We start from the raw sequence: 13,354 nt of genomic DNA, 5'->3' as shown, positions 1-13,354 counted from the left end.
TCACATTCTCTGAAGACGGCGCAGGATCTCATCCAGCGCAGCCCGCCCCGGTGCGCGAGTCGTCTGATCGCGCAGTGCCGAGTTCGCCGGATCCACCCAGCGCCACAGTTCCGGGCCGAACTGCAGTACCCCAGCGGCCTCGGTCGCCCTGCGGTTCTTCGCGACCCGAATGCCTGTGGACGACTCGAACTCCTTAGCCAGCAACGGACGCAGGTGCCGGTCCCAGTCGGCACGGGTGCCGTTGGCACGGTCGGCCAGCATCTCTGCCCTGACATGCCAGCGGTACAGCATCTCCGCCGGGCCGTTCTCGATATCGGCGGGATCGATGTCGATCCGCGACGCCGAGCGTTCCCGCAACGACCAGATCAGCTGAATCAGTGCCAGGGCCACCGGAATTCCGGCGAAGACCAGCATGGCGCCGCGGGCCTTTCCAAGGGTGACGAGCTCGATCAGCCCGATGACCAGCACCGCACCGATCACGATTGCCGTGCGGTTCATACCGTCTCCCCCTGCAGATCGGCCAGCACGATGCGCAGCAATTGCGCGGCTCGCATCCGCTGCCACTCCAGCATCGAGTGCGGGCTGAACCTGGCCTCCCCGAACAGCGCGACCAGTTCCCTTGCGGACGCGTCGTGCAGTGCGCCGCGCTCGAAGGCCCGCGCGAGCACCTCCATCGGGGTGTCCGAGGCCAGCGGGGCCGCCGCACGGTTGAAGGACAGGCCGTGTTCCATGGCGACGTAGCAGGCGATGATCGCGGTGCGCGGATTCTGGCCCGGCGCATTCATGGCGGCCAGGCCCATTTCGGCCGCCCTGGCCAGCGAACCCGCCGTGGTCGGTGCCGGCTCGAGCGTCGGCGGTGCAATCGGGACTGGCTCACGCCGGGCCGCCACGGCCACCACGATCAGTCCGACGATGGCCACCGCGACCAGCCCGCCCGCCGCGACCCTTGCCAATACCAACGCCGTCCCGGTCAGCTGGGAGGGCTCAGCGCCGGGATCCACAGGCGGGTTGGCCACCTGGTCGGCGGGTTGGCTGGATCCGGTCTGCGGCGCCGGTGGCGTGGTCGGCCTCTCGTGGCCGACGCCGACGAAAAAGATCGCCGAGGCCGCCGCGAGCACCAGCGACAAGCCCGCCAGCACGGCCAGCACCAGCAGGCCGACCCTGCCGAGGCGCCAGCGCTCCCGCTCGCTGTCGCGATCGGGTTCCGGAATGGCGAGCGGCAGCCGATGCTGACTCGCGATCACACCGGCCAGCAGGATGACCACCGACACGGTCAGCAGCACCGGCATCAGGGCGACCGCGAGCGCGGACGGAGTCGATCGGTGATCGGCGGATTCGGTGGCCCCCGGAATGTGCCCGCGCAACGCGATCGCGGCAAACGCAAGCAGCGTGATCAGCACGATCACGCGCGATATCGGCGCTCGCGCCCCGGCCACTCCGCTACCACCACATCATCTGAGTGCTGCACAAAACAGCCACATGGTTACATGCCGAGCGGTCGGCTCGGGAGGGAATCGAATACTTAGGACTACCTCCTCTTTTACAGTATCCGCGACACTGTGGCTTCGGACACCAACCGCGGCCGCGGCGAGGGCCCATTCACACCGTTCGGACCGCGTCACAGACGCCGTGACCGAATGTTGTGACGGCGGCTAGGCCACCGCCACGGGTGGATCGGACCGCATCACCACCCGCTCCCGCGCGGACTTCATCGCCGCACAGTTCGAATCAACCGGGCCCAACGATCCCGAGGCCACCGCACACGACATCGCCGCCTGGCTCGACCTGCGGCATGTCTCGGCTTGTCGAACATATTCGGGTCCCGGCGTTTCGCCAGGACGACGGGACTACGAGTCCCAGCCCCGTTCGCTATAGGTGACGCCAGTGAAGTAGGCCCGGATTCCGGCGGCGGGGTAGCGGATTATGGCGCCCTCGGGCAGGGCATCGAGGGGGAACCAGCGCAGTTCGTAGCACTTGTCCGGCTCGCGGTTGACCGGATCGCCAGTCCAGCTCCTCGCCTCGAAGAAGAGGCCGAGCCGGGGTTCGTAGCCGGAGCCGACCACATGCGCGGTGTGGAAATGGCGCAGGTCCGCCCGGTCGATGACGATGCCGACTTCCTCGTTCGCCTCGCGCGCTGCCGCCGCGGTGGCCGACTCGCCCGCCTCCAGCTTGCCTGCCGGCAGGTGCCAGAGGCCATCGAACTCGTCGTCGCTGCGTCGCTTGCTGAGCAACAGCTCGTCGGAACGGATGAGCAGAACGTGCACGTCGACGAGGTGGCGGTCGGTCATCAAACTCCTCCAAGGCCGGTGCTGCCGCTCCAATCTACGCGGATCTTGCGACTACGGACCTGATGTCGAGCGGCGTAGGCCAGCTCATCGGGCCGCGGACGGCAGACACCAGCCCCGTCCGCCCCGCGACAGCCCCGTCATCCCGGCGAGCGCCGGCACCCGGTCAGTTGGCACTGAGCACCAGGCCCGAGGTCGGTACGCCGGTTCCCGCGGTGACCAGGATGTTCTCCAGGTTTTCGACCGGGTTGACCGACGTGCCGCGAATTTGGCGGACGGCCTCGGCGATGCCATTCATGCCGTGGATATATGCCTCGCCGAGTTGGCCGCCGTGGGTGTTCAGCGGCAGCCGCCCACCCACTTCGATAGCGCCGTCGGCGATGAAGTCCCGTGCCTCGCCGCGACCACAGAAGCCGAGTTCCTCCAGCTGCATGAGGACGAACGGGGTGAAGTGGTCGTAGAGAATGGCGGCCTGCATGTCGTCGGGACGCAAACCGCTCTGCGCCCAGAGCTGCTCGCCGACCAAGCCCATTTCGGGTAGCCCGGTAAGGGCATCGCGGTAGTAGCTGGTCATGACGTACTGATCGGCGCTGGAACCCTGTGCGGCGGCTGCGATTACGGCCGGACGCTGCGGCAGGTCACGGGCGCGTTCGGCGCTGGCGACCACGATCGCGACACCGCCGTCGGACTCCTGGCAGCAGTCCAGCAGGTGCAGCGGTTCGGCGATCCAGCGCGAATTCTGGTGATCCTCCAGGGTGATCGGCTTACCGTAGAAGAAGGCGTTCGGATTCACCGCGGCGTGTTTGCGGTCCGCGACGGCGACCCGACCGAAGTCCTCGCTAGTCGCACCGTAGACGTGCATGTAGCGGCGCGCGACCATGGCAACCTGCGCGGCGGGGGTGCCGAGGCCCTGTGGATAAGACCAACCGGCATCGATGCCCGAGGAGGTCGGCGCGGCGGCCAGGGCAGTGGAGAACTGACCGAAACGCGACACCGAGCGCTCGTTGAAGGCACGGTAGGCGACCACCACGTCCGCAACCCCGGTAGCGACCGCCATGACCGCCTGCTGGATGGTCGCGCAGGCCGCGCCACCGCCATAACCGATGTGGCTGAAAAACTTCAGCTGCGCAATCCCCACGGCGCGGGCGACCGCGGCCTGGGTGTTGGTGTCCATGGTGAATGTGGTCAGGCCGTCGACATCGGCGGGTGTGAGGCCCGCGTCGGCGAGCGCGGCGGTGACCGCCTCGGCGGCCAGCCGCAATTCGCTGCGCCCGGAGTCCTTGGAGAAGTCGGTGGCGCCGATGCCGACAATAGCCGCGCGGCCGGAGATACCCTGCTCAATCATTCGACGCTCGCTCCGTTGAACTGGGGTAGGAAATAACGGCTTTCGCCGTGATGTGGTCACCGAGGCTGTCGCGGCCGACGACATCGATGTGGATGTCGTCGCCCGCCACCTCGGTCACCGTGCCCGAAAGGGTCAGCGTGTCATCGGAATACAGTGGAACACCCAGCCGCAGGGCAATCGATTTCACGATCGCGCCCGGCCCGGCCCAGTCGGTGACGAAGCGCTGCACCAACCCGGTGTCGGTGAGGATATTGACGAAGATGTCCTTGGAACCGCGGGCGACCGCCTTGTCCCTGTCGTGGTGTACATCCTGAAAATCCCTGGTGGCCAAGGCCGTACTGATCACGAAGGTCGGGTCGACGGTGATGACCAGCTCCGGCAGCACGGTACCGACCTCCACCGCGGTCGCGGTCATGACTGCGCCTCGCTCGAGCTCGGCTCCGTCAGGCCCGCCATAGCGGTTGTGTTCATTATTCGCTCGCTCATGCCGACACCTCGCTAACGCTCGGCGCCGTCACGAGCGACCGCTCGGCTGTGTCTATTGTTCGCTCGCTGCGCTCGCTCATGCGATCACCCGCCAGACCGGCAGCACGATCTCGTCGTCGAGCTTGTCGAACTCCACCTCGACCGGCAGCCCGACCTCGACTTCGGACGGTTCGATGCCGCGCAGTTCACCGAGCATGCGCACGCCTTCCTCCAATTCGATCAGCGCGACGACGAACGGCAGTTGCCGCCCAGGCACTTTCGGCGCGTGATGCACGACGTAGCTGAATACTTCGCCGCGTCCCGATGCGACCTCGTAGTCGGTCTGCTCGGACTTGTCCTTCCAGATCGCCGGGATGGGTGGGTGCCGCAACGTGCCATCGGGCAACCGCTGGATCCGCAGTTCCCCGGCCTTGGCGCCCTCCCAGAAGAACTCGGTGTCCCAGGAGACCAGCGGCTTGACCCGTTCTCCGGCTGGCGCTTTCGGCGCGGCACCGGTGCCCGGCGCGAACTTCAGCAGCCGGAACAGCATCTCGGCGACGACCTCGTCACCCACCTGCCAGCTGGTCTGGAAGGTGACAAACCAGCCCTCCCCCAGCGCGGTCCGCTTCGGGCCACGAATATCGGCCAACCGGCTGGTCACCGCGACCTGCTCACCGACATTGAGATACCGGTGGTAGGTCTGCTGACAATCGGTGGCGACCACCGAGGTGTAGCCCGCGCCGTCGAGCAGCTCGGTGACCTGGGCCATCGGATCATCGTCCGGGCGGGAACCGTTGAGCCCGAACATGGTCCACACCTGGGCCATGGCCGGTGGCGCCACGGTGCCCGGGAAACCGGCAGCCCTGGCGGCCCCCTCGTCGACGTAGATGGGGTTGCCATCCCCCAGCGCCTCGACCCAGTTGTTGATCATCGGCTGGTTCACTGGGTCACGCCCGAGACGGGGCGCGCAATCCCCCGCCGCGATGATGCGGTCGGCGGCAGCGGTAATCGCTTCCGGTGTCATGGTTTCCGGCACGCGCGGCTCCTTTGGTTGTTCACTATCGCGGTACTCGCGGCAACTTCAGGCCGAACGAGGCGACCAGTTCACGCATCACTTCATTCACGCCACCACCGAAGGTCACCACCAGGTTCTGCTTGGTCCTGCGGTCCAGCCAGGTGAGCAGTTCGGCGGTGGCGGGGTCGGCGGGATCGCCGTAGCGGCCGATGATTTCCTCGGCGAGCCGGCCCGCCTCCTGCAGTGCTTCGGTGGAGAACACCTTGGTGGCCGACGCATCGGCGATCACCGCGGCCTCGTCGCCGCCGACATCGGCGGCGGCCGCGACGGGCCCGGAGCGTGACCACGCAGGGCCCCGCGAACGCCGCCCATCGGATGCAGCGGCGACCTGCCAGTTCAGCAGTTCGTTCAGCCGAACCATGGCGTGGATACGGCCGAGCGAGCGGCGCACATCGATCTCGGCGAGCACACCACGCGGCTGCGCCCAGTCGCGCACCCTGTCGTAGAGCTGCTCGATCTTGCCGGACGGGCCGAGGCTCACCCGCTCGTGGTTGAGCTGGGTGGTGATCAGCTTCCAGCCGCCGTTTTCCTCGCCGACGAGCATGTTCGCGGGGATGCGCACGTTGTCGAAATAGGTCGCGTTGGTGTGGTGCGCGCCATCGCAGGTGATGATCGGGGTCCAGCTGTAGCCGGGATCGGTGGTGTCCACGATCAGGATCGTGATGCCGCGGTGCCGCGCCTGGACCGAGCCGGTCCGGCAGGCCAGCCAGACGAAGTCGGCCTCGTGCGCACCGGTGGTGAAGATCTTCTGCCCGTTGACGATCCAGTCCCCGGAATCGTCCCGGACGGCGCTGGTGCGCAGCGACGCCAGGTCGGTGCCCGCCTCGGGCTCGGAGTAACCGATCGCGAAATGGATATCACCGGAAAGGATTCCGGGCAGGAACTTCTGCTTCTGCTCCTCGGTGCCGAACTGCTGCAGAGTAGGTCCGACCGTCAACAGAGTCACCAGCGGCAGCGGCACATCGGCGCGCACCGCCTCGTTGAAGAAGATCTGCTGTTCCATCGGCCCGAAGCCCTGGCCGCCGTGCTCTTTCGGCCAGCCGACGCCGAGCCTGCCGTCGGCGCCCATCCGGCGCACCACCGCGCGGTAGGCATCGCCGTGCCGGTTCACCGCCATCTCGGCTTCCTCCGCAGGAGTCACGAGATCGGCGAAATACGAACGCAATTCATCGCGCAGCTTGCGCTGCTCCGCGGTCAGGTCGATGAACATCTGGCCCCCAATCGATCGAGTCGGAACGATTCACCGCCGAGCCAGCGGGCGATGTCCTTGGCCTGTGAGAAATAGCGGTGCATCGGGTGGGTGATATCGACACCGAGGCCACCGTGCAGGTGATGACACTTCTGCATGGCGGCGGGCAGTTCCGACGCCACGGTGTAGGCGAGCACGTCCAGATCGTCGTCGACCCGCTCCTGGTGCGTCGGACCGGCATCATCCTGTGCCAGCGCCCAATTCGCCGATACCGCGACGGCATGCAGGGTGCGCGAGACGACGTACAGGTCCGCGATCTGCTGGGCAACGGCCTGGAATTCGGCAAGCGGCCTGTTGAATTGGCGTCGGGTCCGGACGTGCTCGGCGGTCAGTACGAGCGCGCCCTTCAGCAGTCCGTCCGCGACGGAACCGATCGATGCGACCGCGAGCCGGTGGAGGTCACCGATGCCGACAGGCAGCAATCGATCGGCCGGAATCTCGACCCGATCCAGGCGCACCGTGCCCTCGGGCATGCCGCCGGACACCGGCGACGAGGTCACCGTGAGTCCCTCCGCACCCGAATCGACTAGGGCGATACCGGAATTGGTCGGGATCAGCAGCCAGCGGGCCTGCTCCGCGTACGGCACGCCGACCTTATGGCCGGTAATCCGCACCGAAGCCCCGTCGGAGACCGCCTTGGTTACCGGTTTGACGACGAAGGGGTTGGCAGGCTCGCTCAGCGCGGCGGTGAGCACCGCACCCTTGGCCAACTCGGGGTACACCTGCTCGGCGACGCTGTCGGGCAACGAGGCCAATATCGGCAGCAGCCCGAAGCCGAGCGTCGCCACGACAGGCACCGCCACCGCGTCGGTGGCCAGCTCGGTCAGCAGCACGGCTACTTCCGGCAGGCCCATGCCATCACCGCCGAAGCGCTCCGGCAACGCGACCGACAGCAACCCACTGTCGACGAGCTTCGGCCATAGCTCGATATCGCGTGCCGGTTCATGTTCCAGCAAACTCACAACAACTTCGGCCACGGCGTCCTGGCTCTCGTCCCTGGTGAAATCCACGCTTGTTCTCCCAGTTGACTCGTCGACTAGCTGTCCGCGTCGCGTGGTAGTCCGAGGATTCGCTCACCAGCCACGGTCAACAGAATCTGCTCGGTACCACCGGCGATCGATAAACAGCGTGTGAGCAGGAACTCTTTTGCCACCTCTGAGTCCTGCGCACCGATAGGACCTGCCGTCTCCACGGCAAATTCGGCGACCGCTTGGCGGTGGCGGACACCCACCAGCTTGCGCACGCTGCTCTGCGCGCCCGGATCGCCGCCCGCCAGCATTCGCACCGCGGCGCGCTGCTCCAGCAATAGTCCAGCGATCGCATCGGCGACAAATCCGCCGAGCCGGTCGTTCAGCAGCTCCGCGCCGGGCCCGGCAGCGGGCAGCTTGGCGATGAGCTCCTCGAGCACCGGCCCGATTCCATTGCCGCCCATGGCGACCCGTTCGGTCGACAGCGTCGAGCGGGCGATCTTCCAGCCGTTATTCAGCGCGCCGACCACACCGTCGTCGGGTACGAAGACATCGTCGAGGAACACCTCGCTGAAACGCGCCTCACCGGTGATCTGCACCAGCGGACGCACCTCCAGCCCCGCGCAGCGCATATCGACGAGAAAGTAGCTGATGCCACGGTGTTTCGGCGCGTCGGCGTCGGTGCGAGCCAGGCAGATCGCCCAGTTCGCCTTGTCGCCCAACGACGTCCACACCTTCTGCCCACGCAGCACCCAACCGCCGTCGACCTTCTTGGCGGTGGTGCGCAGCGCGGCCAGATCCGAACCGGCCCCTGGCTCACTGAAGAGCTGACACCAGATCACCTCGCCGCGCAGCGTCGGCCAGGCGAACCGGTCGATCTGCTCCTCGGTGCCATATTGCAGTAGCGTCGGCACCGCCCAGCCGCCGATCGCCAGATCCGGCGACTCCAAACCGGCACGGCGCAACTCCTCCGAAATCACCAGGCCCGTCATCGGATCCGCGCCACGGCCGTAGGGCGCGGGCCAGTGCGGCATGACCAGCCCGGCCTCGACCAGCGCAGTGCGCCGCTCATCGGCGGGCAGCGCGGCGATCCCAGCCACCTCGGTGGCCAGTTCGTTCGCACTGCTGTCGTCGATGGCGACATCGTCGGCCGCGAAAACCCGGTCCGCTCCGGTGGTTCGACGCTGGCCGGCGCGGGTCAGCTCGGTCACCCTGGCCCGCCAGCGCGTGGCGCCGCCGAGCAGCTGACGCAGGGCGACCGCCCGGCGCAGATAGAAGTGCGCGTCGTGTTCCCAGGTGAAGCCGATCCCGCCGAGCACCTGGATGCAGTCCTTCGCGGTCTCGACCGCAGCGTCCAGCGAAATGGTGGCGGCGATCGCGGCGGCGATCGGCAGCTCGGCGCCTCCCTCGTCCACGGCGGCCGCGGCGTCGGCCGCGACGGCACGGATCAGCTCGGCCCGGCAGAGCATCCAGGCGCACATGTGTTTGACCGCTTGGAAAGACCCGATCCGGCGGCCGAATTGCTCACGCACCTTGGCGTATTCGACCGCGGTCTCCAGGCACCATCCGGCAAGTCCGGCGAGTTCGGCGGCGACAAGCACCACCACGAGATCCTCGACCGGATAAGGGGACTCGAACACCCGCTGGGCGGACACCCGTACCTCGGCGCAGTGCACCCTGGCCAGCGGAGTGCTCGGATCCAGCGGTGGCAACGGTTCGACCCGTAGGCCCTCGGCATCCGGGTGAATCAGGCACCAGCGCTGCCCATTCGGGGTTTGCACCGGTAGCAGCACCGCGGTTTGCGGCGCGGCGCCGAGCACCGAATCCCAGACACCGGTGAGCGACAGCTCGCCGGACGCGGCCGGTATGCTCACGCCCGAGTCGACAATGAAGTCGAGTGCGACACCGCACGGCAGGTCCTCGTCGAGGGCGGCCGCGGTGACCAGATTCGCCAATGCCGTGGCCAGCACCGGTCCGCCGACCAGATCGTGGGCCGCCTGTTCGAGCAGAACAGCGAGATCGGCGACCGTTCCGCCGGCGCCGCCCGCATCTTCGGCGACCGCGACCCGGAAGATCCCGAGGTCGGCCAACGCGGGCCAGTACGCGCGCCAGAAGCTGGTGGCATCATCGCGCATTGTTGCAATTGGACGGACCGATCCTGCCCATCCGCGCATCGACTCCTGAACGGCTTTATGCTCGTCAGTGGTGGCGATGGTCACACTCCATACCGCCTCTCCGGCGTGACTCCCACGCCTAGAACATGTTCTAATATCCTAGCTGGGCGGAAGTCAAGAGACGACCCCGCAGCGGGCTAAATCGAATGCGCACGCAAAGCCGCCGACAACGACGTTTCCGGAAAGGACTCTCAATCAATGGCCAGTCCCTCCCGATCGCAGCCAGCCGACTCGAGCACGGCGCCGCCTACCGCGACGGTCACCACGCTCAGTGAGGATGAGCTGAGTTCGGCCGCACAGCGGGAACGCCGGAAGCGAATTCTGGACGCGACGCTGGCGCTGGCCTCCAAGGGCGGTTACGACGCGGTGCAGATGCGCGCGGTGGCCGAACGCGCCGATGTCGCAGTCGGGACGCTCTACCGGTATTTCCCGTCCAAGGTGCACCTGCTCGTCTCGGCGCTCTCGCGCGAATTCGAGCAGATCGAGAGCAAACGTAAGCCTCTTGCCGGACAGTCGCCGCGCGAACGCATGCACCTGCTGCTCACTCAGATCACCCGGATGATGCAGCGCGATCCCTTGCTCACCGAGGCGATGACCAGAGCCTTCATGTTCGCCGACGCGTCGGCCGCCGCCGAGGTCGACCGAGTCGGCAGGGTGATGGATCGGGTGTTCGCGCGCGCCATGAACGACGGCGAGCCAACGGAGCGCCAGCTGGCGATCGCGCGGGTTATCAGCGATGTGTGGCTGTCGAATCTGGTCGCCTGGCTCACCCGACGCGCCTCGGCGACCGATGTCACCGAGCGCCTGGAATTGACGGTGGACCTGCTGCTCGGCGAGCGCGGCTGACCCGGCGCTCAATTCATCCCAGGCAGATCCAGCACGCTCGTTTTACCCGACTAGTGGCCCGTCCCGGTCGGTCGGTCGGTCCGGCGTGAGGCAGCCCGCGCTGGAAGTTGTGTAGAAGGCGTGCCAGCTGGGCAGATCCAGTAGATGGTCAGCGGGCAAAGACACAATCGTGCGCACGCACACCAGCACGCGTATGTGCGGCAAATTAAACACAGTATTGTTCAGCGCGCCCATGAAAAAACTCCTCCGATCACTAGGTTGGATGCGTGAGCGCACAGGATCTGCCACTGGAACTTCGCCGTGCATTGTCGACGGTTGCGCGCGTGCCACGGCTTTTAGTCGCTTCGGACTACGACGGGACGATCGCGCCCATCGTGTCCGACCCGGCAAAAGCGTTTCCCCACCGGGAATCGGTGAGCGCACTACGCGCACTCGCCGGTCTCACCGGCACGACCGCCGCCGTGATTTCCGGCCGCGCGTTGCGGGATCTCGCGGCACTGTCTCGACTTCCGGTCGAGGTGCAACTGATCGGTAGTCATGGTTCCGAATTCGACGTCGGCTTCGTACATGCCATCGACAACGACGCCAAAAAATTGCTGCAGGAAGTGCAGGCGGCGCTGTCACAGATCGCCGCGGACAATCCCGGTGCCTCGGTCGAGATCAAACCGGCCAGCATCGCGCTGCACATGCGCAATGCCAGTCCGGAAATCGGGCGGCGCGCCCTCCAGCAGGCCCAACTGGGCCCGGCCTGCTGGGTCGGCGTGCAGGTGACCGAGGGCAAGTCGGTCATCGAGTTGGCGGTGATACCGACCGACAAGGGCACCGCACTCGACACCATCCGACATCAGGAAGGTGCGTCGGCGGCGGTGTTCTTCGGTGACGATGTCACCGACGAGAAGGCCTTCCGGATGCTTTCCGGCCCCGACGTCGGCATCAAGGTCGGTGAGGGCGACAGCCTGGCCAAGTACCGGGTCGACAGCACCGAGGCGGTGTCCTGCGCACTGGCCTATCTCCTCGAGGAGCGGCGCACCTGGCTCGCGGGCGCGAGCGCGCCGCGGATCGAGCGACTGAGCATGCTGGCCAGCCCGCGCTCGGTCGCGCTGCTCACCCCCGACGCGACGGTCACCTGGTTCTGCCATCCGGAGCCGGATTCGGCGGCGGTGTTCGCGCACCTGCTCGGCGGACCGCAGGCCGGCCACTTCACCATCGCCCCGGAGCGGGCCGGTCTGCCGCTCTCGCAGCGCTACATCGACGGCACCATGACCGTCGAAACCCGTTGGGCCAGCTTGAGTGTGATCGACTACCTGCCGCACGACGTGGCGCCGAACCGGACCGACCTGACCCGGGTGATCACCGGCCACGCGAAGGCCGTGGTGACCTTCGCTCCTCGGCCGGAATTCGGCCAGGTGCCGGTGACCATCGAATGCGAACCGACCGGGCTGCGGGTGCTCGGCACCAACGACCCGATGGTGCTGCGCTCGTCCGGCGTCGAGTGGGAAATCCTCAGCGACGGCACGCACAGCTCGGCCCGCGCCGTCGTCGATCCGTCACGCGGCCCGATCGTGCTGGAAATGCGCTGCGGTACACAGGATCTCGCACCCGCCATGAGCAGCGAGCTGGAGCGCAGGCGGGACGCTGAGGCGTACTGGTCGCAGTGGGCCGCGCGGCTCGAACTGCCGCCGCTGAAGCCGGATCTGATGAAGCGCTCGGCCCTCATACTGCGCGGTCTCGTGCACGCGCCGACTGGTTCGATCCTGGCGGCGGCCACCACGTCGCTGCCGGAAGACATTGGCGGCGTGCGCAACTGGGACTACCGCTACTGCTGGCTGCGCGACGCCTCGCTGACCGCACAGGCACTGGTGTCGCTCGGCTCGCTGACCGAGGCGGAAGAATTCCTCGGCTGGGTACATCGGGTGCTCGAGACGCTGCCCGGGCCGGAGCGGCTGCACCCGCTGTACACGCTCTACGGCGAGACGCTGCCTCCCGAGGCCGTGATCGACCAGTTGCCCGGTTACGCCGGATCGCGTCCGGTTCGCGTCGGCAACGCCGCGAATATGCAGGTGCAGCTGGACGTGTTCGGTCCGATCGTCGATCTCATCGCGGCGCTGGCGCACGGGCGCGAGCACAAGGGAATCACCGATCCGGGCCATGCGCTGCCCGATGCCGACTGGGAACTGGTGCAAGCCATGGTTTCCGCGGTGCAGCGGCGCTGGCAGGAACCCGACCACGGCATCTGGGAAATCCGCGGCAACCCGCGCCACCACGTGTACTCGAAGGTGATGGGCTGGCTGACGGCGGATCGCGCGATCACGCTGGCGCAGAAGTTCGATCGGCAGGTCGATCCGGCCTGGGTCGTATTGCGCGACACCATCGCCGACGAGGTGCGGACCAAGGGCTGGAACGACGAGGTCCAGTCCTACACGGCCGCCTACGACGGCACCGACCTGGACGCGGCGACCCTGCACATCGGGCTCAGCGGACTGATCGATCCGTCGGATCCGCGGTTCGCGGCGACGGTGGTGGCGACCGAGGCGGAGCTGCGTAGCGGTTCCACCGTGTACCGGTACCACCACGACGACGGCCTGCCCGGCGGCGAGGGCGGTTTCCATCTGTGCGCGGCCTGGCTGGTCGAGGCGTACCTGCTGATCGGGAAGCGCTCGGACGCCGAGGCGCTGTTCGCTCAGCTGGTCGACGTCGCCGGTCCGACCGGATTGCTCAGTGAGGAATACGACCCGGTCGCCGAACGCTCGCTCGGCAACCACCCGCAGGCCTACAGCCACCTCGGCCTGCTGCGCTGCGCCCAGCTGCTCGGCAAGCCGGTGGAGGCGTTCGTCTGAGCATTCCGACATCATCCGGGCCCGCGAACGAACCCCCTGTTCGCGGGCCCGGTTTTGCGTCCGGAGTGACGCGGGAAACACCGACTCGTGTCCGGCGTCGCCGCCACCCA

The 13,354-nt window shown here is 67.2% G+C and carries 11 protein-coding genes; 2 read left to right on the top strand and 9 right to left on the bottom strand.

Going from position 1 to position 13,354, the window contains the following annotated elements:
* The 9 genes from ACV7NQ_RS19220 to ACV7NQ_RS19180 all read right to left on the bottom strand — a co-directional run bounded on the left by ACV7NQ_RS19220 (position 1) and on the right by ACV7NQ_RS19180 (position 9,606).
* The gene (locus ACV7NQ_RS19220; protein WP_463360916.1) at positions 1 to 498 is read right to left on the bottom strand and encodes a hypothetical protein; all 498 of its coding nucleotides are present in this window, start codon (positions 496 to 498) and stop codon (positions 1 to 3) included.
* Positions 495 to 1,406 (bottom strand): DUF4129 domain-containing protein, encoded by a 912-nt coding sequence (locus tag ACV7NQ_RS19215; protein WP_463360915.1) that lies wholly within the window; start codon positions 1,404 to 1,406, stop codon positions 495 to 497. The genes ACV7NQ_RS19220 and ACV7NQ_RS19215 overlap by 4 nt, the downstream gene beginning before the upstream one ends.
* A gap of 441 nt (positions 1,407 to 1,847) precedes the next feature.
* Positions 1,848 to 2,288, bottom strand: coding sequence for an NUDIX hydrolase (locus tag ACV7NQ_RS19210; protein ID WP_463360914.1), 441 nt, complete (start codon positions 2,286 to 2,288; stop codon positions 1,848 to 1,850).
* Between the two features lie 163 nt (positions 2,289 to 2,451).
* A complete protein-coding gene (locus ACV7NQ_RS19205) occupies positions 2,452 to 3,630 on the bottom strand; it encodes a lipid-transfer protein (RefSeq protein ID WP_463360913.1) in 1,179 nt (392 codons plus the stop codon).
* A complete protein-coding gene (locus ACV7NQ_RS19200; protein ID WP_463360912.1) occupies positions 3,623 to 4,045 on the bottom strand; it encodes a MaoC family dehydratase in 423 nt (140 codons plus the stop codon). The genes ACV7NQ_RS19205 and ACV7NQ_RS19200 overlap by 8 nt, the downstream gene beginning before the upstream one ends.
* 147 nt (positions 4,046 to 4,192) lie before the next feature.
* Positions 4,193 to 5,119, bottom strand: a complete 927-nt coding sequence (locus ACV7NQ_RS19195; RefSeq protein WP_463365742.1) for a bifunctional MaoC family dehydratase N-terminal/OB-fold nucleic acid binding domain-containing protein — start codon at positions 5,117 to 5,119, stop codon at positions 4,193 to 4,195.
* 34 nt (positions 5,120 to 5,153) lie between these two features.
* Entirely contained in the window at positions 5,154 to 6,380 is a 1,227-nt protein-coding gene (locus ACV7NQ_RS19190; protein WP_463360911.1) for an acyl-CoA dehydrogenase family protein, read from the bottom strand.
* Positions 6,365 to 7,429: an acyl-CoA dehydrogenase family protein gene (locus ACV7NQ_RS19185; RefSeq protein ID WP_463360910.1), complete on the bottom strand. Its 1,065-nt coding sequence runs from the start codon at positions 7,427 to 7,429 to the stop codon at positions 6,365 to 6,367. The genes ACV7NQ_RS19190 and ACV7NQ_RS19185 overlap by 16 nt, the downstream gene beginning before the upstream one ends.
* 26 nt (positions 7,430 to 7,455) lie before the next feature.
* A complete protein-coding gene (locus tag ACV7NQ_RS19180; protein ID WP_463360909.1) occupies positions 7,456 to 9,606 on the bottom strand; it encodes an acyl-CoA dehydrogenase in 2,151 nt (716 codons plus the stop codon).
* A gap of 153 nt (positions 9,607 to 9,759) precedes the next feature.
* Here ACV7NQ_RS19180 and kstR point away from each other — a divergent pair, with 153 nt between their 5' ends.
* Both kstR and otsB read left to right on the top strand, forming a co-directional pair.
* Complete coding sequence (kstR, locus tag ACV7NQ_RS19175; protein ID WP_463360908.1) at positions 9,760 to 10,407, top strand: cholesterol catabolism transcriptional regulator KstR; 648 nt, start codon at positions 9,760 to 9,762, stop codon at positions 10,405 to 10,407.
* 266 nt (positions 10,408 to 10,673) lie between these two features.
* Positions 10,674 to 13,244 (top strand): trehalose-phosphatase, encoded by a 2,571-nt coding sequence (gene otsB / locus ACV7NQ_RS19170; RefSeq protein ID WP_463360907.1) that lies wholly within the window; start codon positions 10,674 to 10,676, stop codon positions 13,242 to 13,244.
* The last annotated feature ends 110 nt before the right edge of the window (positions 13,245 to 13,354 follow it).

This window comes from Nocardia sp. Tas62D01 (assembly GCF_055232035.1).
This window is presented reverse-complemented; position numbering and strand designations above follow the sequence as displayed.

Excerpts from the sequence above, each read along its gene's own strand:
- ACV7NQ_RS19220 (WP_463360916.1), bottom strand. The coding sequence starts at position 498 with ATGAACCGCACGGCAATCGTGATCGGTGCGGTGCTGGTCATCGGGCTG.
- ACV7NQ_RS19210 (WP_463360914.1), bottom strand. The coding sequence starts at position 2,288 with ATGACCGACCGCCACCTCGTCGACGTGCACGTTCTGCTCATCCGTTCC.
- ACV7NQ_RS19205 (WP_463360913.1), bottom strand. The coding sequence starts at position 3,630 with ATGATTGAGCAGGGTATCTCCGGCCGCGCGGCTATTGTCGGCATCGGC.
- ACV7NQ_RS19200 (WP_463360912.1), bottom strand. The coding sequence starts at position 4,045 with ATGACCGCGACCGCGGTGGAGGTCGGTACCGTGCTGCCGGAGCTGGTC.
- ACV7NQ_RS19195 (WP_463365742.1), bottom strand. The coding sequence starts at position 5,119 with ATGACACCGGAAGCGATTACCGCTGCCGCCGACCGCATCATCGCGGCG.
- ACV7NQ_RS19190 (WP_463360911.1), bottom strand. The coding sequence starts at position 6,380 with ATGTTCATCGACCTGACCGCGGAGCAGCGCAAGCTGCGCGATGAATTG.
- kstR (WP_463360908.1), top strand. The coding sequence starts at position 9,760 with ATGGCCAGTCCCTCCCGATCGCAGCCAGCCGACTCGAGCACGGCGCCG.